Here is a 23,000-nt window from a genome sequence, read left to right as displayed (position 1 = left end):
CTGGGGGGGGGGGGGGGGGTTGTTGGTGGGGCGCGGGCCGGCCGGCTGGCGGTTGCTGGGGGGGGTGGGGGGGGGCCCCCCCCCCCCCCCCCCCACCACACTTAGTGCGTTGCTGCCTTTTTCGACTGGCGGGAGGCAACCCACCCGGGCAGGCCGAGTGCCGCAACCAACCAGATGCCCAGAACGAGCGGGTGCGGTCCGGCGCCGTTGCCACCGAAGTAGATGACGGAGCGGATGGGCTCCATGGCCGCCGATCCGAGCCAGAACGAATGAATGTGCTGCCAGAATCCCGGCAGGAACGACACCGGGATGGCACCGCCCGAACTCGGGAAGTTGACGAAGACCAGCACCGTCAACACTGCAAAGATCGCCGCAAAACTCTGCGGTCTGGCGATGCAGACACTGATCGATCAGTACTGAGCGATGACCTCGTCGGCGAACCGTCGAAGCGAATCGCGATCACGAACACCCGTCGGCGGGGCGTTGATACCGAAGGCGCCGAACGAACCGTGCTCTTTATGAACGAACGAGGCGAGCGATAGCTGCCTGAGCTTCCTTGATCTTGACGTCCGCTTCCGGACCACCCTGTTTGGCAGCTTCGACGACGCAACCTGCAAGGTGGGCGTCGAGAAGCTTCAGGGATACGGACTGCAGCGCGCTCGTCGCGGCGGACACCTGGGTAAGCACGTCGATGCAGTACCGGTCGTCTGCGACCATGCGCGAGATTCCGGCTACCTGACCTTCGATACGACGAAGGCGTTTGAGCAGATCGTCCTGCTCGGGGCTGTAACTACTCATACTGCAACTATACCCCCTACCCGTATGAGGGCTACCGGGATGCGACGAAGCCCATACGGATTCGGCGCACGACATCGATGGTCATCAGCCCCGCAACCAGAATCGACAGCCCGGCACCCGAGATCCAGAGGCCGTCGTAGTGCGTGCTTTCGAACGGCGGAGCGCCCTCCAAGATCGGGCCGAAGTCGGTGGTCGTCGTACCCGCTCGCCAGCACACGATCCCCAGAATCGTGGCGGCGAGGATACCGAGGACACCGATCCACGTCTTCACGTCGACGAGCGGAGATGGCTGCGACTCAGTCATCGGCAGACCGGTCCGGTTCCACACCAACCGTGACAACCTGGCTCAACGCGTCGCGAAGTGCCTGATCATCTTTGGCCCACGCCCGCACCAATCCCCCGGTGGTCAGACGCATGCCGATACCGTGCCGACGCCGGGGCACTCCGGACAGCTCACCGAGTGCGCGTGCCGTTTCCCACGGTTCCATTTCGTCCTCGTAGGCCGCGTCGTCGGACTCTGGGAACACCTCGGCGATCTCGGTGAGCGGCACCTCTTCGGTTCCCTGACGCAAAGTAGTCGCGGTCAGAAGTACGCTCGCATGTCGGCGCGCGGCAATCACCTGCACGTACACCAATCCGGTGAGAATCACAGCGAACATCGCCAGACCGAACCAATGAACAACCGGGCCGGTGAACAGCTCGATGACCAAGGCGACCAGGCAGAATATAGGACCGAACGCGATGGCCCACCACCGCGAACCCGGCTCGTAGTAGAGAACGTCCGGGCCGCTTTCAGGAGCACGGTCAGCCACGGGCAAACCAACTTCGTGTGGTGTCTCGGTAGATCGCAATGCAGGCACAGATCAACATGACGGGAACAACAAGCGCGATCACGGTACTGATCCCGGCCACGACCAGCGCAATCTGCAGCACCGCGAATACTCCGGACACGATCACCAGGATCCGTCGACAGAGAGGTTTTCCGGCGCGCGTGGGACCGGCGAGGCCGCCGGTCACGAGACCGGTCAACAACAGAACCAACCCGGACACCCGTACGAAGGTGACGTAGATGTCGATGTTTCCGGCCGATACCCCTTGATCGGTGAACTGCTCACGCAGCGAATACGACGCGCTGGTGACGTTGATCAGGCCGAAGAGTATGAGTAGGAACGCGCTGGCGATCCACAGCCAAAATGCTGCCTCGACAGCCGTCGGGCGCCTGACCTTCGTAGAGATACTCACGGGTTCAAGTGTGCGCTATCCGCTGACGATGCCCGGAATCATGAGCACCAGGAGTGTCACCAGAACAGAGGCGCCGAGGATCGCGAACAAGATCACTTCGGTGCGTGAACCACGCTGGCGCAGTGGCGCGTCGTGGGTGCTTTCTGTGCGCAGGGCTTCCTGAGAACTCATCGCGTGCGACCTCTCCCCTACTACTGCAGTGACCCGTTTCACAGTACCCGAGCTACCTACCGGTTCCCCGCCGGGGGGAAACGAAGGAAGTACGGATTGGACTCTTTTCGGTGCATCATCACAATCGCGCCGACAGCAGCAACAGCCTGCAAGATTTCCGCGCCACCGAACAGCAGAGTGGCTGCGCCGCCGTCACCGCCGAGCCCGAAGATCACCGGGATCGCGGAGACCAGCATGAAGACGCCACAGAACGTCAGCAACATCCGAGCCCAGTTCTTGCCGCGACTCATCGAGCGCACGAACAGAAGGAACACCGCGGTGACGATCACGACCAGCACCGCGGAGAACACGATGACCAGTGGGAACATACCGTCCACGTCGGAACGCGTCAGGCCCGCGTCGACAGCCGCTTGGTTTTTGAGCATCTCGTCGACGAACATCGACTTCTGCCCGAGCAGCATCCAGATCATCGCGCCGCCCTGGACCAACCCCAGCGCCGTCACAGCCCACCACAACTGAATCGCAGTCACGACGTCCGTGGGCGGCTCAGGTTTCGGCGCAGACCCCGGGTATCCCTGGTATCCCGGCCCGTATCCCGGGATCTGACCGGTAGGCATAGGTCCGAGTTCCCGGTACGGCTGATTCTCGAAGGGCTGGTTCTCGTAGGGAGGTTCCCGGCGGGGCGGTTCCTGGCGCGACGGCGGCCACTGCTCGGTCATGACACCAGCGTATCGGTCGATACCGGCGCAGCCACCATGCGTGACACCGTCACAGCCATCCGGCGACTTCCGACGCCCAATACGTGAGGACCACGTCGGCGCCGGCGCGGCGAATGCTGGTGAGCGATTCGAGAATCGCAGCATCCCGATCGATCCACCCGTTCTGCGCGGCGGCGGTGATCATCGAGTACTCCCCCGAGATCTGGTACGCCGCGACGGGAACCGGAGACCGGTCTGCGGTCTCACGCAGAATGTCGAGGTAGGACATTGCGGGCTTGACCATCACCATGTCGGCGCCCTCGGCGATGTCGAGGTCTACTTCGCGCATCGACTCGCGGCGATTGGCACCGTCCTGCTGATAGGTACGACGGTCACCTTGCAAGGAGGATCCGACGGCTTCACGGAACGGACCGTAGAACGCCGACGCATACTTCGCGGCATAGGCGAGCTGACCGACCTCGACATACCCGGATGCGTCGAGCGCACCTCGAATTGCGGCCACCTGACCGTCCATCATACCGCTGGGTCCGAGCAGGTGAGCACCCGATTCAGCTTGTGCGAGAGCCATTTCGACGTATCGGATCAAGGTCGCGTCGTTGTCGACGGCACCGTCGGCAGAGAGCACACCGCAGTGGCCGTGATCAGTGAACTCGTCGAGGCAGGTATCGGCCATGATGACCGTCGAATCGCCGAGTTCGTCTGCCAGAGCGCGCAATCCGACGTTGAGGATGCCGTCGGGATCGGAGGCGCCGGAACCCTGCGGGTCCTTGTCCTCCGATTTGGGGACACCGAACAACATCAGGCCACCGACGCCGGCTTCCACCGCTTCGACCGCGGCGGACCGCAGTGAATCGAGGGTGTGCTGGAAAACGCCTGGCATGGAACTGATCTCACGCGGAGCGTCGATGCCGTCGGCGACAAACATCGGCAACACGAGGTGCCGGGGTTCGAGCGAGGTCTCTGCCACGAGTCGCCGGAGCGCAGGCGTGCGCCGGAGCCGGCGAGGGCGATGAGCGGGAAACACGGAAGGGGCCCTCCTTCGTCGGGACCTGTGAGTGGTTGGGGAGTCCGCAGACTCCCCAACCACTCACGGGTGCGCTAGCGCCTTCGAGACTTCTTACGCGGGGGCGGCAAGGCACCTTCGGCGCGCAGACGAGCTGCGTGCTCGGCCAGAGCCTCCACCAGCGGTCCCACCTGCGAGGTCTCGGGCTGCACGTCGACGCGCAGACCGAACTCGATAGCGGTTTCGGCCGTCTTCGGGCCGATGCACGCGACCAACGTGCGGGCGTGCGGCTTGCCGGCGATGCCGACGAGGTTGCGCACGGTCGAGGACGAGGTGAAGCAGACGGCGTCGAATCCACCGGTCTTGATCATCTCGCGGGTCTCGGCCGGCGGCGGCGCTGCCCGGACGGTGCGGTAGGCGGTGACGTCGTCGATCTCCCAACCGCGTTCGCGCAGGCCCTCGGCGAGGGTTTCGGTCGCAATGTCCGCGCGCGGCAACAGAACCCGGTTGACCGGATCGAAAACGTCGTCGTACGGGGCGAATTCGGCCAACAGTCCTTCGCTCGACTGCTCACCGGTCGGGATCAGCTCGGGGTTGATGCCGAACGAGCGAACTTTGGCTGCGGTTGCTTCGCCGATGCAGGCGATCTTCACACCGGAGAAGGCGCGAGCGTCGAGGCCGAACTCTTCGAACTTTTCCCACACTGCGCGAACAGCATTGGTGGAAGTGAAGACGACCCACTGGTAACGACCGTCGACGAGGCCCTTGACCGAACGCTCCATCTGAGCCGGGCTGCGGGGCGGCTCGACGGCGATAGTCGGAACCTCGATCGGGATGGCTCCGTGAGTGACCAGACGGTCGCTCATCTCGCCGGCCTGATCCTTGGTTCGCGGCACGAGAACGGTCCAGCCGTACAGCGCGCGCGATTCCCACCACGACATCTTGTTGCGCTGCGCGACAACCTTGCCGACGGTGACGATGAGCGAGCCCACCAGTTCGGATCCGGCTTCGTTGAGCGTGGCGAGAGTTGCCTCGACGGTTCGCTGCTGACGAGTGGTGCCGCGGACGGTGATGGCGGCGGGCGTCTGCGGAGCCAAGCCGTTCTCGACCAGCGCGCTGGCAGTCTCGGCAAGATGTCCGGACGTCGCGTGCAGAACCAACGGTCCCGGCGCAGCGGCCAGAGCAGCCCAGTCGACTTCACCGCGAACGTCGGCCTCGGTGTGACCCGAGCCGAGCGCCATACCGGCGTAGCTCGGCACTGCCGAACCGGACGGAAGACCGGGGAGGACCTCGAACTGAACCTGCGTGCGAGCGACTGCGGTGACTTCTGCGATCACGGAATCCGTGGTCAGCGGGTCACCGGAGACCAGACGCACGACGTCGTGGCCGTTCTTGGCCTCGTGCACCAATGTCTTTGCAACCTCGGCCGGCTCACCGAGTGCCGGACGCACGTCCGCGATCAGCTCGCCGGTCTCCTCGTCGCGACCCATGTCGATGCCGACGAGCGCGACGACGCCCTTGTCGACATCCGGATCGGTGAATGCCATTGCGGCGCCGGTGAGGACGTCACGTGCGCGAACGGTGAGCAGGGCGGGGTCGCCCGGTCCCGATCCCACGAACAGGATCCGTCCGGGAGTGTTCTTTCGGACTCGGGTCATCGGTGATTCTCCAGTGCGCTGTATCGAAATGGGAACTTGGTGCAAGTGCAAAGTGGGGCGTCAAACATCGGCTGCCTCGCCTGTAGTCACGTTCATCAACTCTCGGGCGCCGAGTTCGAGTAACTCGCGCGCTACCGCTCGGCCGAGTTCCTCGGCCTTGTCCGGCGCACCGACGGCGCCGGTACGGATGACGTCCGAGCCGTCGATGGCGGCTGCGCAGCCGCGTACCGACAGTTCGTCGAAGATTCTGCCGTCGTCGTCGAGGGATTCGACGATTTCCGCAATCGCACCGACCGGCGCGGTGCATCCGGCTTCCAACTCGGCGAGAAGTGCACGCTCGGCAGTGACTGCCGCTCGGGTACCCGCGTCGTCGTGCTCGGCCAGGATCGCCGCCAATTCCGCATTGGCAGAAAGGCATTCGACAGCCAGGGCGCCCTGCGCCGGCGCGGGGAGCATCTGTACGGGCTCGATGTTCTCGGTGATGAGATCGAGCAGACCGATCCGGGACAGGCCGGCGTGGGCGAGGATCACGGCGTCGAGTTCACCGGATTCGACCTTACCGAGGCGACGTTGCAGGTTGCCCCGCAGCGGCACGATGTCGAGACCGAGCCCGAGTGCCTTCAGCTGCGAAACCCGTCGCGGCGCAGAGGTTCCCACCTTGGAACCGGCCGGAAGCTCACCGAGGACCAGACCGTCGCGGGCAACCAATGCATCACGCGGATCCTCACGAGGCGGAATCGCAGCGATGACAAAACGCGGATCCTGCGCGGTCGGCAGGTCCTTGTAGGAATGCACAGCGACGTCGACGCGGTTGTCCAGCAGGGCTTCTCGAAGTTCAGCGGTGAATACTCCGACGCCGATCTTCTGGACGGGATCGGTGGACTGGTCGCCCTTGGTCTTGATGATGACCAACTCGGCGGGATGCCCGGCGGCAATGAGGGCATCGCGCACGGTTCCCGCCTGGGTGGTCGCGAGAAGACTTCCGCGAGTGCCGATCCGCAGCGGACTCCCCGATTGCGGGGTGGTGACGCTCATGCCTGCAGGTCCCTTCCAGTGCGGTCGCCGTCCACCAGATCGGTGGGTGTGGCCACGGCCGCGGGAGATCCGGGGCTGAGTTCGAAGAGTTCGCGCAGCGCTGCTGCGTAGGAGTCGCCGCCGGGGGCCGACGCCAGTTGCTTGACGCGCACGGTCGGGGCGTGGAGAAGCTTGTCCACGACGCGTCGCACGGTGCGTGCAACCTCGTCTCGCTGCGGATCGTCCAGGCCGGGCAGACGCGAATCGAGCCGCATCAGTTCGGCTTCGACGACGTCGGCGGCGCGCTGACGCAAAGCCGTGACGGTCGGAGTGACCTCGGCGAGACGCTGTCCCGCAAGGTACGTCGCAAGCTCGCCGGCAACGATCGTGCGTGCGGCATCTGCGTCGGAAGCGGCGGCGCCTGCCGCCGGATCACGCTGCAGCGTCTCCATGTCGAGAACGGTGACACCCGGCAGGCCGGCGACGGCGGGATCGATGTCGCGCGGCAGTCCGAGGTCGCAGATGACCAGGTGCTTGGTGTTGTCGCGATCGGGCTCGGCGAGTGCGCGGTGCACATCTGCCAGGGTGACCACTGCCCCGACCGCGCCGGTACAGGTGACCATGACATCTGCCTGCGCCATCGCGGCCGAAAGCTGTTCGAAGGCAACACCGTCGGCGTCGACGCCGTTGGAGCGTGCCGTCTCGGCGAGATGCTCGGCGCGTTCCTGCGTCCGGTTGACGACGACGATGCGTTCGATTCCGGCCCGGGTGAGGTGCGCAACCGACAGACCGCCCATCGAGCCTGCCCCGACAACCACGGCGGTGCGGCCGACCAGGCCGCCCTCGCCGATGATGCCGGCTGCACGATCGAGAGCCACGGACACGACTGATGCTCCGGCGGAGTCGATTCCGGTTTCGGAATGCACTCGCTTCCCGACGCGAAGCGCTTGCTGAGCCAGTTCGTGGACGACGCGTCCAGCGGCTTGCTGCGCATCCGAAGATGCGTAGGCCGAACGGATCTGTCCGAGAATCTGCTGTTCGCCGATCACCATCGAGTCGAGGCCACTGGCCACCGCGAAGAGGTGTTCGACCGCTGCTTCGCTGTAGCGGACGTAAGCGTGAGCGTGGAGCGCCGTCAGGTCGAGACCCGAATGGTCGGCCAGAATTTCACCGACTTCGGTGAGAGCACCGTGGAACGCGTCCACCACCGCGTAGACCTCCACCCGGTTGCAGGTGGAGACGATCATCGCTTCGGAGATGTGCGAGGACGCCAGAAGCTTGTCGATCAGCTTCGGACGATCGGTGTCGGTAACAGCTACTCGCTCGAGCACCGGGACGGGCGCAGTTCGATGCGAGACCCCGACAAGCAGAACACTCACGGCGCGATCACTGATCCGTTTCTTGTCGAACCTGCTCCGACCGGAGCGGGTGAACTGGTGGATGGAACTGACGAAGCGGATGCGGCGTGAGCCACGCGTACTCGCGGCGCGCTGGATGCCTGATCGGCATTGCGCGCACTGTTGAAGGAGAGAACCTGCATCTCGACGGCTAGATCGACGCGCCGCAGTTCCACGTGATCGGGAACGTCGAGGGCGATCGGCGAGAAACTCATGATGCAGCGCAGCCCGGCGCTGACGAATTGGTCGCACACGCCCTGCGCGGCCTCGTCCGGGGTGGAGATGACGCCGATGGTCGCGTTCAGTTCACGGCAGGCGACGGTCAGTTCCTCGGTGCTGCGCACGACGAGGTCGCCGACTCTGCTTCCGATTCGATCTGCGTCACTGTCGAAGAGTCCGACCATTTCGAAACCGCGGCGGCTGAATCCGCCGTAGCCGACCAGCGCCTTGCCGAGGTTTCCGACTCCGACGAGAACGACCTTGTGCCCACGATCGAGTCCGAGTGCGCGCTCGATGCGGATGCGGAGCCTGTTGACGTCGTACCCGACGCCGCGGACGCCGTTGGGTCCGAGGAACGACAGATCCTTACGCAATTTCGCTGACCCGACGCCTGACGCCTGGGCAAGTTCCTCGCTCGAGACGATGGAGGTACCCCGGTCCGACATCACTCCGAGGACCCGCAGGTATGCGGCCAAGCGCGTCACCGTAGCCTGGGGGATGACGCGATCCTGAGCGATCGAGTCGGTGACCGAGGCGCTGGCAGCGTCGGTGACAGAAGAGCCCGCAGCGCCGGTGACGCGCTGAGCCACAGGCTCATGCGTCTGGTGCGGTTCGGTCACGTCGCTGGCTCCTCGTCCGGTCGACACGACTGTCGACCTCCACGATGCTCCGGGGGAATGTTCACACCACGGTAACCGCTTGTGAACCCATGCACAAAGTTGCTCCAGACGGGTTCGATGTGCCGTTCACCTGCAAAGCGGCTCCGCGGACAACTTTGAGGGTTGCCTTACTTGCGTAAATCGTCGCGAAGGCGTTCTTCGTCAACTTCCCAATAGCCGTGCTCGCGTCCGTCGAGAAGAATGACCGGCAATCTGTCTCCGTACTCCGCTCTCAGCTCTGGATCCGTCGCGGCAGCATCGTCTACGTCGATGCACGTCAATTCCAGCTCGAACTCGGAACAGACCCGTCGTAGTACCTCCGCCGCGCCGACACAGGACGCGCATCCTGCGCGTGTCAACAGGGTTACTTCATGCGTAGCTGCAGTCATCGACGCACACCTTTCTTCAGCTGGGATGCCATCTACTTGATCGGTCGAGTGTGCCTCCAGAGCCCCACTCGATACCAAATCGGCGGAGAGGAACGTCACACACCACAGGGAAGGTCGCCATCCAACCCATCGGGCCTCATCGCGGAGGATAGGCTGACTCGAAGAGTTCTCTGCTCGAGAGTGCAACACGGGAGGTGCGGGTGCCTGCGCGATCACTACCGAACGGCTCCGGATTCGGATCAGGGCTGGCCGGGGTCATACTCCCCGGGCGTCGCCAGGTGAAGAATCCGCTGGGCCCGAGTGAGTCGGAAGTTCGAGCCAATCTCGCCGGCGAGGCGAGTGCTGATGCAGCTCTGGCGTTGCACGAAGCTGCCAACCCCACAGAACCCGAAACTGGCGAAGAGCCGCCGACCGTTCCGCGCGACCTCACGGCCGCCGCATTCTTCGACGTCGACAACACCATGGTGCAGGGTGCATCGATCATCCACTTCGCCCGTGGTCTCGCTGCTCGCAAGTATCTCAAGACCTCGGATCTGGTCGATTTCGCGTGGAAGCAGATCAAGTTCCGCGTTACCGGCAGAGAAAGTAGTGACGACGTCGCGGAAGGCCGCGAGAAGGCACTGTCCTTCGTGGCCGGTCGATCCACCGCCGAACTCGCCCGCCTCGGCGAGGAGATCTACGACGAGGTCATCGCCGACAAGATCTGGCCAGGCACGAGGGCGTTGGCCCAGATGCACCTCGACGCCGGACAACAGGTGTGGTTGGTGACGGCAACTCCAGTCGAACTGGCTCAGGTCATCGCCGAGAAACTGGGACTGACCGGCGCCTTGGGCACCGTCGCCGAGAGTGAGGACGGCGTCTTCACCGGCCGACTCGTCGGCGACATCCTGCACGGTATGGGCAAGGCGCACGCCGTGCGGACTTTGGCCGTACGTGAAGGACTCAATCTCAAGCGCTGTTCCGCATACTCCGACAGCCACAACGACGTACCGATGCTCTCGTTGGTGGGGACGCCCGTGGCGATCAATCCCGACGCAGATCTTCGTGAACTCGCGAAGAACCGTGGTTGGGAAGTTCGCGATTTCCGCACCGGACGCAAAGCAGCCAAGATCGGCGTACCGACGGCGCTGGTGCTCGGAGCGGTCGGCGGGGCGCTCGCGGCAATTCTTGCCAGGCGCAAAGAACAGAACGCCTGAGCGGGTTCGGTCCGGATCGCCTGGCGATCCGGACCGAATTCAGCCGAGAAAGACGTTGCGACGCTTGGCCAACAGCCGATACAGCGTCTGCTGAATAGTTTCTCGAACGTGGTCCGTGACCTCGAACAGGACCATCGGATCGTCGGCGGCACCGCTCTCGAAGGTATCGGTGACGATGGGTTTTCCGAACTCGATGTACCACTTCGACGGCAACGGAACCAGGCCGAGTGGCCCGAAGTGCGGAAACAGTGGTGTCACCGGGAAATACGGCAAACCGAGAACGCGTGCGAGCGTGGTCAGATCACCGATTTTGGGATAGATCTCCTCCGAACCCACGATCGAGCACGGAATGATCGGAACACCGGTACGCATTGCGGCTGACACGAAGCCACCGCGCCCGAACCGCTGCAACTTGTACCGCTCACTGAACGGTTTCCCGATGCCCTTGAATCCTTCGGGGAACACCGCCGCGACTTCACCGTCGTTGAGCAGACGCTCGGCGTCGGGGTTGCACGCCAACGTATGACCGGCCTTGCGCGCCAGACCGCCCACCACCGGCATCTCGAAAGCCATGTCCGCAGCCAACATTCGCAGTGGACGATGCGCCGGATGATGATCGTGCACTGCAACCGACGTCATCAGGCCGTCGAGCGGGATCACACCGGCGTGATTGGCAACCACAAGCGCTCCCCCGGTGAGGGGAATGTTCTCGATCCCACTGACCTCGACGCGGAACCACTTCTCGAATAACGGCCGCAACATCGGCATGACGACGTTGTCCGCGAAATGCGGGTCGAATCCGAACTCGTCGACCTCGTAGTCACCGGACACCCGGCGTCGGAAAAATTCTGCCGCCGAGGCGATCTGGTCGACGATCGCGGACCTGGCCGCATCGACGAACGTGTTCTCACCGCCATGGTCGGCCGCCGACGAAACTCCGGACGGATGCCGACGCTCACTTTGTTCACGGATGTCACGCTCCGTGCCGGTGACGGACTCACGCGAGCGAGAGGTTGCCGACTTTCCAGTGTGAGTTGCGCTGGACCTCAGGGGAATTACCTTTGCCACGTCAGTCACCCCTTCACCGCACTTCGTCCCGACAACGGCATGTGCATCACGTCTGCACTTGCTGCCGCATCGGCGGTGTCACCGCCGAGGATGGTGGTCAGCGCATTCTCTGCCCGATCGATCCACTCGGACTTGATGATCCGGCGGGTCTGCGTCGCACGCATGAAATCGTCGAGTGCCTGCATGGTGGTCCATCGCGGCTCGAACCCCAATTCGCTGCGCATGCGAGTGGTGTCGAGTCCGCAGCCGAACCGGAAGTACTCGAGTTGCTCGTCGGTGTACAACCTCATGGACGATCCCACCAACGCGCTCCCGACACTGCGGAACAGTGCGAGCGGCATCGGAACTTCGACCCTGCCTGCCCGGCGGATCGCCTGCGACATCATCACCACTCCGTCGCCGGCGATGTTGTACGTACCCGACGCGTGTCCGATGGTCGCCTTCTCCAACGCTGCGAGGGCATCCTCGACGTGGAGCAATTGCAGGCGCGCGTTGCGCCCGACGATGGTCGGCACTAGCGGGACGGTGACGTAGTGCCCGACAGTTGCCGTCAGCTGAGGTCCGATCAGCGGCGCCAACCGCAGAATCCCGACCGAGATGTCGGGACGCCGACGCCCCATCCCGCGGAGGTATCCCTCGATCTCGAGACTGTCGCGGGCATATCCGCCCGGCGGTCGGCGGCGCGCACTCATTTCTTCCGTGAACTGAGCGGGGTCCTTGGCACTGCACCCGTAGACGACCGAGGCCGAGCGCAGGATCACCTTGCGAACCATCGGAGCTTTCTGGCAGACCGCGAACAATTGCATGGCGCCGATGACGTTCATGTCCTTCATCGCGGCGCGACTGCCGGCTTTGGGGGCCTTCTGAAGTGTCGACGCATGCACGACGGTGTCGACCTCGGCGTTTCGGATCACTTTGCCGATCAGCGGATTGCGGATGTCTGCTCGCACGAATTCGGCGCGGCCCATTCTGCGCATCATGTCCTTGCTCGGACTGACGGCGTCGACGGCGATGACACGCTCGATCGACGGATTCTGCGCAAGCCTGGTAACCAGGTAACCGCCGAGGAATCTGCTCGCCCCGGTCACCAGTACGACGCGAGGCGCAGTGCCCCCTGAAGTGCTGTCACCTTCAACCACCAAGTACCCCCATATCCAGTAGAAACGCGCTCTGCCGAAGCGTCCCTCCCGCGATTTTCCCCCACTTTACGGGCAGAGGGGGTCCCGCGCTGACTACCCAAATTTCGGCCATTCAAGACAAACCGCCCAGCCAATGAGACGGCCCCCACATCTCTCCCCCCGAAATACATCGCCCTCCCCTGAAATACATCGATGCCCGCCACCCCGGAAGGGGTGGCGGGCATCGACAGGTATTGCTTATTTACCGAGTTTCCTGCGCTGTACTCGGGTACGACGAAGCAGCTTGCGGTGCTTCTTCTTCGACATGCGCTTGCGACGCTTCTTGATCACTGAACCCATAGCGGGTGTCCCTCACGTTCTTCTCTAGCGTTCCTGCGCACGCCGGTCACGTACGCCTGCGCCAAGCAATTGGCGCCTGGCCCTCGTTTTAACTAGCTCAGCGCCTTACGACACCAGCTTGCTGGTACGACAGTGACTCATCGTACCGGTGTGGAGTCACTCGGCATAAACCGAGCCTCGGCCGCAGCAACTGCTGTGCCCGCGACTCGGCTCACGCCGAGGTCATCCTCTTCGAACCGGCTGGTCAGCCGGCATCGAAGTACGAGGTTTCGAGGTAATCGTGTACTGCCTTCGCATGTACACGGAACGAACGGCCCACTCGTACAGCGGGCAATTCGCCACTGTGTACCAACCGGTACACAGTCATTTTCGACACCCTCATCAAAGTTGCTACCTCAGCAACAGTGAGGAATTGCGTGCCGGCCACTGCCGGCTTTCCGTCGTGGGACGAACCCATGGACGGCTTGTTTGCAGACACCATTAATCCACATACCTCCAGCACGACTCGCGCCGCCGGCTTCCCCTCCGGCGGAACAGACACGTACGTACTAAGTCGAGCTTAGCTGTACTGGTGGGGTTAAAGCGACGGGTGTGGCTAAACGGACGACTATTCCGCAGCTGCACCCATCGCGGCCGAGCGCGACTTGGCGGCATCCAAGGCATCGAAGAACGCCGTCCGCAAGCCGCCTGCTTCGAGCTGACGCAGTGCCGCAGCCGTCGTTCCGCCCGGTGACGTCACCGCGGCGCGAAGATCCGTCGCACTGTCGCCGGTGCGATCGAGCATCGCTGCGGAACCGACCATCGTCTGCACCACCAATTCGGTAGCGACCGGGCGCGTCAGGCCGAGACCGACTCCCGCGTCGATCATCGCTTCGGCAACCAAGAAGAAGTAGGCCGGCCCGGAACCCGAGACAGCCGTGACCGCGTCGATCTGCGATTCGGGAACTGTGACTACCTTGCCGACGCTGCCGAGGATGCCGCGTACAAGCTCGAGATGCTCGGCCTTGACGTGGCGTCCGGGTGACAGAACGCTCACGCCCTCCCCCACCAACATGGGGGTGTTCGGCATGACGCGGACGACCGGGAACCCTGCCGGCAGACGCGTTTCGAAGAACCCGGTGGGGATTCCCGCCGCGAGAGAAACGATCAACTGCTCGAGGTCACCGTCCAGATCGACCTTCGTCAACGCCGTGAGCGCTGATTCGACATCGTTGGGCTTGACCGCGATGACGATGACGTCTGCACCTTCCGCGGCGTCGGCGACCGAACTGACTCGGATGGAGTATTCGGCAATCAATTCGTCTGCGCGAGGCTGATACTGCTCGGCGACAACCAGATCCTTGATGGCGTGGCCGGCCTGCAACAGCCCGGAGATCAGCGCCTCGCCGATCTTGCCGCCACCGATAATCGCAATTCTTGTCATGAGACAAGCCTGCCACGACCGCAGCGGTCGACCTTAGCGGGGCATCATCGCCAGCTGACGACTCTGCACGACAACCGCTCCCGTCGAATCGAGAACGGCGTGATCCTCTTCGAACCACGTGCTGCCCAGCACATCCGAGCTTGCCCGCACACGAAGCCATCCCGGCGTCGGCAGTCGGCGCAGGTACGTCGTCAACTGCACTGTCGGCGCCCACCCGAACAAGCCGCGGTTCATTGTCACCGGCGCGCTGATGTCACCCGCCATGATGGCGAACAGCACAGCGGTATCGAGATCGTTCTCGTCCTCGGGTCGGGGGCGGACCCACATCCTGACCTCGGCCTCGCCTTGGCTCCCTGTGAGGAAGTGCGCCGAGGTGGTGTCGATTCGCATGTCACAGCCCTGCCCGACGTGCACGACCTGCGCCATCGGATGATCACCGATGACTGCCACCGCATTCTCCGGCGGTTCCGGTGACATGTCGTCGATCGACGAGGCTGTGACAAATGTCGGGTCGCCGTCGTCCGGGAATCCGAGCGTGACCGCCGCGCGAACGGCGCTGCGACCGGCCTGGCTCAATTCGACGTCGATCAACGCGACCTGGCGTCCCTGCTTGCGGACGGTCACTTCCAAGTCGACTTCACCGGGGTCGGGAGCGGACAGATAGTTGGCGCTCACGGCCAGCGGCTGCATGGTCAGAAGCGAGTCGATCTCGCCTGCGCCGTCTCGCAGGCATTGACGCGCGGCAGCAGCACACACCGCCATCATGGAGCCGCCGTGCACCTTCGGCCCGATGGTCCAGATCGGGTCGATCGTTGCGGTGTATCGCCCGTCGCCTAGCGAGGTGAGGCGATTGAGATCTTGAAAGGGGCTGGTGCTCATCGATTTTCCTGTTCGGTACTGTCTCGGCGTTGTGGGAAATGTCGTGCGGCAAGGTCTTGGTGCGTCAAGCGTCGCAAAGCGGTCAGGACGGGTTCGTACATGGCGGTGCCGAGGACTGCATAGCGAATGCCGTCCTCGGTCGAGCTGGTGGGCATCAGCTCGATTTCCACTTCGGCAATCCCTCGGATGTGCTCGCCGTAGGCGCGCAATCGCTCGTCCGAGAGGCTCAATCCGGCATCCTCGAGACCGATCAGTGCACGTTCGAGGTGAGCAACCGCCACGTACCTCGGCTCGTAGACCTGACCGAGAAACTCCAGAACTTTGCGAGCCCTGGGAAACTGTTGATCCGGCACCGGATCGACGTAGGGCGGTAGCTGCGCGATCGCGCGACCGAAAGTCTCGAATTCGGATCGCTCGTCGCTCTCCACCAGTTCGAGCACCGCGCGAATTCGTGGGATCGCGAGTCCCGCCCCGGCCAGGGCCCTGATCAACGCGAGTCGCTGGACGTGCTGTTCGCCGTACCTCGCTCCCGTTGCGCTGGTCGGCTCCCCCGGCATCAGCAGACTTTCACGGAGGTAGTACTTGATCGTGGCCAGAGCGACGCCGGACTGGGCGGCCAGTTCGGAAACCTTCACCGTTCCTCCATCCCTCGACTCACCCTGAGCGCCATTGGATAGTGATGCTATCCAATGGCTGCGGCACGCCAGTACAGAGGGCACGCGTTGCGCTAGGGTTGAACCTTCTTTGCGCACACCACCAGAAATTTCCGAACGGAGCGAACAGGCGGAATGACGGATTTGCAGTCGGAGGCTCAGCCCGACGAACAGTGGCGCATCGTCGAACCACTGACGCTGACTCCCCTGCTTACCGCCGCACTCGAGGTGTTCCACGAACTCGGCTACCACGGAGCTTCGGTTCGTGACATTGCCAAACGCGCCGGCGTCACCGTGCCGACGCTGTATTACCACCACGGCAACAAACAGGGCATCCTCGTCGCACTGATGGAACCGGGAATCGAGAACGTCACCGCGCGCGCGAGCGCTGCCGTCGACGCTGCCGGACCGTCGCCGACGACACAGTTCGGCAATCTCATCGAGGCCTGCGTCCTTCACATGACCAGTCGCTCCGACATTGCTTTCCTCGATTCCGAACTCCGATACCTCGAGGACACAGAACGAAAGAGCTACGCGGCCAAGCGAAAGAAGCTCGAGAACCTACTCGTCGATGTACTGACTGCAGGCGTCGAGAGCGGTGAGTTCACGGTCGCGGACATCACGGGTACCGGCCGCGCATTGCTGGGCATGTGCCAGTCCGTCGTGCTCTGGTATCGACTCGACGGACCGCAGACTCCACGCGAAGTCAGTGTCCTCTACCGCGAAATAGCCCTGAAAGCCGTCGGCGTCGCCTCGTGACGTCCGAACCACTGTCATGCCCGAAACACCGTCATGTCCGATTAGCCCTTGACTGACGAACGTCACACATCCCGGCTGACGCCGAAACCGGGACGCGCCCACGGTCACGGGTCCACACTGAGAAGCAGAGATGCGCGGGGTGATCCGCAGACCGAGGGAGTTCTTGACGTATGGCCAACAGCAATCCATTTGTTCCTCCTAGCGCGGTCGACGTCGACCTTTCCGCGGTCGCCTGGGGGGCGAACCGCACGATGTCCGACTTCGAGACTGGAATGTGGCGGATGGAAGAGGCGCAGCCACAACTGCGCTCACCGATCGTTGCGGTAGAGGTTCTCGATCGTGCCCCGGACTGGGACCGTCTGCTCGACGCAGTCGAGTGGGCATCGCACGTGGTTCCGCGCATTCGTATGCGGGCAGTGGAACCGGCGATGCAATTGGGCAATCCGGTGTGGTCCGTCGATCCGGAATTCGACATCGGCTATCACCTACGACGCGTTCGCTTGCCTGCACCCGCGGATTTCGATCACGCGCTGCGCATGTGTCGGCACCTTGCCACCGAACCCTTCGACAAGGCACGGCCACCGTGGAGCGCGCTGCTCATCGAAGGTCTCGACGACGGTCGCGCCGTGTTCGTGGTCAAGACTCACCACTCGATCACCGACGGCATGGGCGGCATCCAGATGATGACGCTCCTGCACAGCAGGCGCCCGGATCCCACCCCGAACAAGCCCGACCGCACGCCGCCCGCGCCTGAGCACCTGTCTTCGGTAGGCGCCTTCGGCGAGGAGGTCGTCAGCGAGATCCGGCGGGCGCCCTCGCGGATCGCCAAGCTGGTCCGTGGCGCCACCAATATTGCGACCACGGCGATCTCGAGTCCGATCACGACGGCTTCCGAGGTCCTCGGGTACGCCAATTCACTCCGCAAGATCGTCACTCCCCCAGCTCGTTCCGGTTCCCCGCTGCTCCACGATCGCGGTCTCGGACGATGGTTCGGAACTCTCGAAGTGAGTGTCCCCGAACTCAAGGCCGGCGCGAAAGCTGCCGGCGGTTCACTCAACGACGCGTACGTTGCTGCCCTGCTCGGCGGGTTCCGTCGCTACCACGAATCGTTCGGACAATCCGTCGACAGCATTCCGATGGGCATGCCGATCAGTATGCGTACCGGCGCGGATGCCAACGGCGGCAACCGGTTTGCAGCAGTCCGCTTCAACGGCCCGGTCGCCGAGACCGATCCGGCCAAACGCATCAGGCAGGTACGAGAAATCGTCCTGGGTCTGCGTGAGGAACCGGCGTTGGACGCTCTCGACGTCGCTGCCCCGATCCTCGCCCGCCTACCAAATTATCTACTCGCGAACTGGTATCTCTCCCAGTCGACTGGACTGGATCTGCAGGCGAGCAATGTCGCAGGCGTACCGGTGCCGGTGTATCTCGCCGGCGCGAAGATCGAGCGGATGTTCCCGTTCGGCCCGGCGCCCGGTTGCGCGGCAATGGCAACACTGGTCTCCCATGTCGGAATGTGCTGTATCGGAATCAATCTGGACACCGCTGCGATCACGAAGCCCGCCTTGCTGATGCAGTGCTTGCAGGAGAGCCTGGACGAGATCGTGGCTCTCGGCGTTCCAACGGAAGGTGCGTGAGTCATGAGTGAAAACACGACCAACCCGCGCGTGTACCTCACCGAAACCATGACAGAGGCCGAAGCCGGCGTGCTGCGAAAGTGGCTTGCCGACAAGGCAACCGCATCCGAAACGCGGCCGGTCACCATCAATATCACCGACAAGACCCTGGCAGAACTGGCGGCGCGGACCGACGACCCGATGCTCGCGCCGCTTCGCGTTGTGTGGATTCCGGACAACCACACCAAACACAACGTCGCGGTGCGGCTGCGCGATGCACTGGCACCACGCGATCCCCTCCACCCCGGACGCGGCGCGCAGCGCAGAACCCTGCGCACCGACCCGTCACGGTGCCAAGTCATCGAAGGCGAACCCGCGCCACTGAGCGATCTCGAGCGTCGACTCGAAAAGAGCGGTGGCGGTTCGCTACCCGAGTTCATCCGTCGTCAGGCCGCGCTGGCGCTCGAGCGCGCCGAGTTGGGCCTTCTGGGTGGCCAGTACAAGGTGTCGCGGTTCGTCGTCGACGAGATCACCGACACCCGCCGGTTCGCCACCGAGGTCATGGCTTTGGCCGACCGCTTGAACATCGCCGTCGCCGACGTCGATCGCCGTGCGCGTGAAGCTCTCGAAGAAATGGTTGCCACCCAAAGTCGCCAGGCCATCGCGGTGTGGGATCGCCTGGGCCGCTACTTCGCTCGCGCGTACAAACTCGACGTGGACACGAGCCGCTTCGAGGAGCTCCGTGAGCTGAACAAGGAACACTCACTGGTCTTCCTCCCCAGTCACCGTTCGTATCTCGATCCCCTCGTCCTGCGTCCGGCGTTGATCGCGAACGGCTTGCCGCTCAATCACGTCATGGGCGGTCTCAACATCAGCTTCTGGCCCATGGGATCGATCCTCAAGCGCAGCGGCACTGTTTTCATTCGTCGAAGCATCGGCAACGACGAGGTCTACAAGTGGTCGATGCACGAGTACATGCGCTATCTCCTGACCAAGCGCTTCAATCTGGAGTGGTACATCGAAGGTGGACGCGGGCGCACCGGGAAACTGCGCCCGCCGCGCTTCGGTCTCCTGACCTACCTGACCAAGGCATTTCAGGTAAGCGGCGCATCCGACGTGTACCTCGTTCCGGTCGCGCTGAGCTACGACCAGCTCTACGAAGTCGGCGCAATGGCTGCCGAGGCTCTCGGCGCCGAGAAGACACCGGAAGGCCTGCGCTGGATGGTGGGTTACGTACGCGCACAGGGGAAACGCAACGGCGTCGCGCACGTGACCATCGGTCGACCACTCTCACTCGCGGACGCACTCAGCCAAGAAACCGACCAGCGTCTCGCCATTCAGAAGGCCGGAATCGAGGTGTGTCACCGAATCAACGAGGTCACACCGGTGACCGTGTCGTCGCTGGCGATGTTGGCGTTCCTCGGAATCGAGGACCGGGCATTGACCGTTCGTGAACTCACGGCGATTCTCACGCCGCTGTTCGGGTACATCACCGCGCGCGATCTTCCGATCGCCGGCGACGTCGAACTGTCCGATCCGCATGTCATCGAGAAGGCATTGCAGACACACGTCGATTCCAATGTGCTCGAGCGTTTCGATCGCGGTGGCGAGCAAGTCTTCTACCTCGGCAAGGACCAGCATCTTGTCGCTGCCTTCTACCGCAACAACACAATTCACTTTCTCGTCGTGCGTGCCATCACCGAACTCGTACTCCAGGCAGCCGTCGAAGAACGGTTCCAGGATCCCATCGGGGACGGTTGGGCCGAGGCCAAGCGCATCCGTGATCTGTTGAAGTTCGAGTTCTTCTTCAGCGATCGGGACACCTTCGAGCAGGAGATGCGGACCGAACTGACCCTGATCGACCCCGAGTGGGAAACCGCCATGGCAGACGACAAACGAACCGAGCACATGATCGAGACGGTCCGGCCGTACCTCGCGCACCGTGTGCTGCAACCGTTTCTCGAGGCGTACCAGGTTGTCGCCGATCAGCTTGTGCTCGAACCGATTTCGACGTCATTCGACGAGAAGTCCTTCATCAGCAACTGCATCGATGTCGCACATCAGCGTCGCCTACGGCAGCAGATCGCCAGCAATGAATCTGTCTCCGGTGAATTGTTCGCCACTGCACTGAATTTGGCGCGCAACCGCAACTTGATCGAAGTCGACGACGACGGAGTCCGGGCCCGGCGCCTGGCATTTGCCGCGGAGATCAAGGTTCAGGTCGAGCGTCTGCGCCACCTTCGAGCACTCGCGCATGCACGGCTCGATCAGGTGGCCATGCCGGTGCCCGACGCCGCTGCAGTAGTAACCGTTCCAGAAGCAAACCGAGCGCCCGCCGAGAACGAGGAAGTAGGACTGTGACCGGACTCGAGCGTCTGCACTCCGCCATCGAAGCCGCGCCTCCCGGGCCCGGAACGATCGCCGCCTTCGACCTCGACGGCACCTTGATCAGTGGATATTCGGCCAGTGTCGTCTACCGAGACCGCCTGCGACGCTTGGATATCAGCGTCGGCGAATTGTTGCGCACCACCGGCGCCGCGATCGACACCCAGTTCCGTGGGGCCGATGTCGGAGCATTGATGGACATCGGCGTCCGTGCCCTGGGCGGACGTACCGTCGACGAACTGAACGACTGGGGGCGACGGCTGTTCAAGCAGGAGATCGCCGCGATGATCTACCCGGAAGCCCGTGGACTACTGGCGGCGCACCGACGCGCCGGCCACACGATCGTGATGGCCACGTCGGCGACTCCGTTCCAGGCCAAGTACGTCGCCGAAGATCTCGACATCGAAGACGTGCTGTGCACCGAACCCGAAGTCGTCGACGGAATGCTGACCGGCGAACTGTCCTCACCCGCTCTGTGGGGTCCGGCCAAAGCCAATGCCCTTGCGGGATATGCCGAGAAGATGGGCGCAGACTTGAAGAACGCGTTTGCGTACTCCAACGGTGTCGAAGATGTTTTCATGCTCGAGGCCGTCGGGCGACCTGTCGCATTGAATCCCGATCGTGGTCTGGCCAAGATCGCGTTGCGCAATCACTGGCCTTCGGTCAGCCTGCGTAAACCGCAACGAGGCGCAACGCCGATCTCCACGATCCGAACGGCAACGGCCATGGGTGCGCTGGCGGCAACCGCCGCCCTCGGCGCGTCGGCGGGCATCGTCACCGGCAACCGACAACTGGGCGCGAACCTCGTCGGAACGTACGGCCCCGACATCTCGCTCTCGCTGCTCGGCATCGACGTCGAGATCGACGGCGAGCACAACGTGTGGGATCACCGCCCGGCGGTGTTCATGTTCAATCATCAGAGTTCCCTGGACATGTTGGTTCTCGGCACCGTCATCAAGCGTGACGTGACCGGTGTCGCGAAGAAGGAGGCGGCAAGCGATCCGCGGTTCATGCCGGTCGGCGCATTGCTCGACGTCGCCTACATCGACCGCACCGACACCACAAAAGCGAAGGCTGCATTACAACCGGCGGTCGACAAGTTGAAGAACGGTGTCTCGATAGTCATCGCTCCGGAGGGCACCCGATCTCCGACGCCACGCCTGGGCCCTTTCAAGAAGGGTGGATTCCACTTGGCGATCCAGGCCGGTGTGCCGATCGTGCCCGTGGTGATTCACAACGCGGGCGAAAGGATGTGGCGCAATTCGCTTGTCGCCCATCCGGGCCCGGTCTACGTCTCGGTGCTCGATCCCATCTCGACCGAAGGCTGGGAGACGAAGGACCTCGACGCGCACGTCGAGACGGTGCGCGCGCAGTTCGAAGCTGCGCTACTTGCCGGCCATCGCTGAACGTGCCAGGTGCTCGCGTGCAAACGCGAGCGCCTGCGCCAGCATCGACGACCGCTCCCGCCGGGTGCGCGCGTTCTGAGTGTTGATCTCGATGACGGCCTGGCCGCTGAATTCGCTCGCGGCCAACTGCTGACACAACTCCGCGCACGGCTGTGAACCATGCCCCGGGATCAAGTGCTCGTCCATCGACGCCCCGCGACCGTCGGCCAGGTGCAGATGCTCGAGTCCCCTGCCCATACGGGAGGCCAACTCCAAGGCATCCATGCCCGCCGTCGCGGTGTGCGACAGGTCGAGTGTGTAGTGAGCGTGATCGGAATCGGTCGGGTCGTACGACGGACTGAACGCAGACAGCGCCGCGCCCGGACCGCCACGTTTACGCAGACGCTCCGCAGACTTGTCCTTGCCGCCGAAGAAGCTGTCGGCACGCATGGGGAACATGTTCTCCACCGCCACCACGACGCTGCTCTTCGATTCGAGGTCTACAACTTGTTCGGCGAATCCTTCGGCGTATTTACGCTGCCACCGGAACGGTGGGTGCACGACCACCGTCGTCGCACCCAAGGTTTCGGCGGCGCGAACCGAACGCTCGAGCTTCTCGACCGGATCTGAACCCCACACGCGCTGCGAAATCAGCAGACACGGCGCATGCACAGCCTGCACCGGGATCGCATATTTGCGAACGAGGGCAGCAACAGCACCGACGTCCTGGCTGACGGATTCGGCCCACACCATCAGTTCGACACCGTCGTATCCGAGATCGGCGGCGTAACGAAATGCCGCTTCCGTGTTCTCCGGATACACCGAAGCCGTCGACAAGCCGACGGCTATCGGCCGACGAATCATGCGCTGCGATCCCCCGATCATCGTC

General features: G+C 63.4%; 26 protein-coding genes. 5 read left to right on the top strand and 21 right to left on the bottom strand.

Annotated elements, in window-relative coordinates; genetic code table 11:
- Window positions 1–101: 101 nt before the first annotated feature.
- The 13 genes from QM716_RS15510 to QM716_RS15450 all read right to left on the bottom strand — a co-directional run bounded on the left by QM716_RS15510 (window position 102) and on the right by QM716_RS15450 (window position 9,269).
- Window positions 102–305 (bottom strand): hypothetical protein, encoded by a 204-nt coding sequence (locus tag QM716_RS15510; RefSeq protein WP_283304937.1) that lies wholly within the window; start codon window positions 303–305, stop codon window positions 102–104.
- 211 nt (window positions 306–516) lie between these two features.
- The gene (locus QM716_RS15505) at window positions 517–798 is read right to left on the bottom strand and encodes a metal-sensitive transcriptional regulator (protein ID WP_003942012.1); all 282 of its coding nucleotides are present in this window, start codon (window positions 796–798) and stop codon (window positions 517–519) included.
- Window positions 799–829: 31 nt separating this feature from the next.
- Window positions 830–1,102, bottom strand: a complete 273-nt coding sequence (locus QM716_RS15500; protein WP_283304936.1) for a hypothetical protein — start codon at window positions 1,100–1,102, stop codon at window positions 830–832.
- A complete protein-coding gene (gene mce1N / locus QM716_RS15495; protein WP_283304935.1) occupies window positions 1,095–1,610 on the bottom strand; it encodes a transport-regulating membrane protein Mce1N in 516 nt (171 codons plus the stop codon). The genes QM716_RS15500 and mce1N overlap by 8 nt, the downstream gene beginning before the upstream one ends.
- Window positions 1,603–2,040 (bottom strand): hypothetical protein, encoded by a 438-nt coding sequence (locus tag QM716_RS15490; RefSeq protein ID WP_283304934.1) that lies wholly within the window; start codon window positions 2,038–2,040, stop codon window positions 1,603–1,605. Before QM716_RS15490 ends, mce1N begins: the two co-directional genes overlap by 8 nt.
- A gap of 15 nt (window positions 2,041–2,055) precedes the next feature.
- Window positions 2,056–2,211 carry a hypothetical protein gene (locus QM716_RS15485; protein ID WP_019744371.1) on the bottom strand — a complete coding sequence of 52 codons (156 nt, stop codon included), beginning with the start codon at window positions 2,209–2,211 and terminating at the stop codon, window positions 2,056–2,058.
- Window positions 2,212–2,267: 56 nt separating this feature from the next.
- Window positions 2,268–2,930 (bottom strand): hypothetical protein, encoded by a 663-nt coding sequence (locus tag QM716_RS15480; RefSeq protein WP_283304933.1) that lies wholly within the window; start codon window positions 2,928–2,930, stop codon window positions 2,268–2,270.
- A 49-nt stretch (window positions 2,931–2,979) separates the two neighbouring features.
- Complete coding sequence (gene hemB / locus QM716_RS15475; RefSeq protein ID WP_283304932.1) at window positions 2,980–3,954, bottom strand: porphobilinogen synthase; 975 nt, start codon at window positions 3,952–3,954, stop codon at window positions 2,980–2,982.
- Window positions 3,955–4,028: 74 nt separating this feature from the next.
- Entirely contained in the window at window positions 4,029–5,591 is a 1,563-nt protein-coding gene (locus tag QM716_RS15470) for a bifunctional uroporphyrinogen-III C-methyltransferase/uroporphyrinogen-III synthase (protein ID WP_003941969.1), read from the bottom strand.
- 60 nt (window positions 5,592–5,651) lie between these two features.
- Window positions 5,652–6,626, bottom strand: coding sequence for a hydroxymethylbilane synthase (gene hemC / locus QM716_RS15465; RefSeq protein WP_283304931.1), 975 nt, complete (start codon window positions 6,624–6,626; stop codon window positions 5,652–5,654).
- A complete protein-coding gene (locus QM716_RS15460) occupies window positions 6,623–7,984 on the bottom strand; it encodes a glutamyl-tRNA reductase (RefSeq protein ID WP_283304930.1) in 1,362 nt (453 codons plus the stop codon). The genes hemC and QM716_RS15460 overlap by 4 nt, the downstream gene beginning before the upstream one ends.
- Window positions 7,981–8,868, bottom strand: a complete 888-nt coding sequence (locus QM716_RS15455; RefSeq protein ID WP_283304929.1) for a redox-sensing transcriptional repressor Rex — start codon at window positions 8,866–8,868, stop codon at window positions 7,981–7,983. The genes QM716_RS15460 and QM716_RS15455 overlap by 4 nt, the downstream gene beginning before the upstream one ends.
- Before the next feature lie 140 nt (window positions 8,869–9,008).
- Window positions 9,009–9,269: a glutaredoxin family protein gene (locus tag QM716_RS15450; protein WP_283304928.1), complete on the bottom strand. Its 261-nt coding sequence runs from the start codon at window positions 9,267–9,269 to the stop codon at window positions 9,009–9,011.
- Between the two features lie 200 nt (window positions 9,270–9,469).
- Between QM716_RS15450 and QM716_RS15445 the strand changes: the two genes are divergently transcribed.
- The gene (locus QM716_RS15445; RefSeq protein WP_283304927.1) at window positions 9,470–10,465 is read left to right on the top strand and encodes an HAD family hydrolase; all 996 of its coding nucleotides are present in this window, start codon (window positions 9,470–9,472) and stop codon (window positions 10,463–10,465) included.
- Between the two features lie 39 nt (window positions 10,466–10,504).
- On the opposite strand, the gene QM716_RS15440 is transcribed toward QM716_RS15445, so the two are convergent.
- The 7 genes from QM716_RS15440 to QM716_RS15410 form a co-directional block, all read right to left on the bottom strand.
- Complete coding sequence (locus QM716_RS15440) at window positions 10,505–11,542, bottom strand: lysophospholipid acyltransferase family protein (RefSeq protein WP_283304926.1); 1,038 nt, start codon at window positions 11,540–11,542, stop codon at window positions 10,505–10,507.
- On the bottom strand, window positions 11,539–12,672 hold the full coding sequence (locus QM716_RS15435) for an NAD-dependent epimerase/dehydratase family protein (protein ID WP_283304925.1): 1,134 nt from the start codon (window positions 12,670–12,672) through the stop codon (window positions 11,539–11,541). Before QM716_RS15435 ends, QM716_RS15440 begins: the two co-directional genes overlap by 4 nt.
- 237 nt (window positions 12,673–12,909) lie before the next feature.
- On the bottom strand, window positions 12,910–13,011 hold the full coding sequence (locus QM716_RS15430; RefSeq protein WP_003402602.1) for a 30S ribosomal protein bS22: 102 nt from the start codon (window positions 13,009–13,011) through the stop codon (window positions 12,910–12,912).
- Window positions 13,012–13,255: 244 nt separating this feature from the next.
- The gene (locus tag QM716_RS15425; RefSeq protein WP_003941845.1) at window positions 13,256–13,492 is read right to left on the bottom strand and encodes a helix-turn-helix domain-containing protein; all 237 of its coding nucleotides are present in this window, start codon (window positions 13,490–13,492) and stop codon (window positions 13,256–13,258) included.
- 126 nt (window positions 13,493–13,618) lie between these two features.
- Window positions 13,619–14,434: a pyrroline-5-carboxylate reductase gene (gene proC / locus QM716_RS15420; protein WP_124568185.1), complete on the bottom strand. Its 816-nt coding sequence runs from the start codon at window positions 14,432–14,434 to the stop codon at window positions 13,619–13,621.
- A gap of 33 nt (window positions 14,435–14,467) precedes the next feature.
- Window positions 14,468–15,313, bottom strand: a complete 846-nt coding sequence (locus QM716_RS15415) for a thioesterase family protein (protein WP_283304924.1) — start codon at window positions 15,311–15,313, stop codon at window positions 14,468–14,470.
- Window positions 15,310–15,948 carry a MerR family transcriptional regulator gene (locus QM716_RS15410; RefSeq protein ID WP_283304923.1) on the bottom strand — a complete coding sequence of 213 codons (639 nt, stop codon included), beginning with the start codon at window positions 15,946–15,948 and terminating at the stop codon, window positions 15,310–15,312. Before QM716_RS15410 ends, QM716_RS15415 begins: the two co-directional genes overlap by 4 nt.
- 153 nt (window positions 15,949–16,101) lie before the next feature.
- Here QM716_RS15410 and QM716_RS15405 point away from each other — a divergent pair, with 153 nt between their 5' ends.
- The 4 genes from QM716_RS15405 to QM716_RS15390 all read left to right on the top strand — a co-directional run bounded on the left by QM716_RS15405 (window position 16,102) and on the right by QM716_RS15390 (window position 22,132).
- Window positions 16,102–16,725, top strand: coding sequence for a TetR/AcrR family transcriptional regulator (locus QM716_RS15405; protein WP_283304922.1), 624 nt, complete (start codon window positions 16,102–16,104; stop codon window positions 16,723–16,725).
- Between the two features lie 170 nt (window positions 16,726–16,895).
- Window positions 16,896–18,362 (top strand): wax ester/triacylglycerol synthase domain-containing protein, encoded by a 1,467-nt coding sequence (locus tag QM716_RS15400; protein WP_283304921.1) that lies wholly within the window; start codon window positions 16,896–16,898, stop codon window positions 18,360–18,362.
- A 3-nt stretch (window positions 18,363–18,365) separates the two neighbouring features.
- Window positions 18,366–20,702 carry a glycerol-3-phosphate 1-O-acyltransferase gene (locus QM716_RS15395; RefSeq protein ID WP_283304920.1) on the top strand — a complete coding sequence of 779 codons (2,337 nt, stop codon included), beginning with the start codon at window positions 18,366–18,368 and terminating at the stop codon, window positions 20,700–20,702.
- On the top strand, window positions 20,699–22,132 hold the full coding sequence (locus tag QM716_RS15390; RefSeq protein WP_283304919.1) for an HAD-IB family hydrolase: 1,434 nt from the start codon (window positions 20,699–20,701) through the stop codon (window positions 22,130–22,132). Before QM716_RS15395 ends, QM716_RS15390 begins: the two co-directional genes overlap by 4 nt.
- On the opposite strand, the gene QM716_RS15385 is transcribed toward QM716_RS15390, so the two are convergent.
- Window positions 22,112–22,996: a sugar phosphate isomerase/epimerase family protein gene (locus tag QM716_RS15385; protein ID WP_283304918.1), complete on the bottom strand. Its 885-nt coding sequence runs from the start codon at window positions 22,994–22,996 to the stop codon at window positions 22,112–22,114. The genes QM716_RS15390 and QM716_RS15385 overlap by 21 nt on opposite strands.
- Between the last annotated feature and the right edge of the window lie 4 nt (window positions 22,997–23,000).

The organism is Rhodococcus sp. IEGM 1409 (assembly GCF_030056735.1).
Taxonomy (GTDB): Bacteria; Actinomycetota; Actinomycetes; order Mycobacteriales; family Mycobacteriaceae; genus Rhodococcus_F.
The sequence above is the reverse complement of the archived record's forward strand: the minus strand, read 5'-3'. Positions and strand labels throughout refer to the sequence as shown.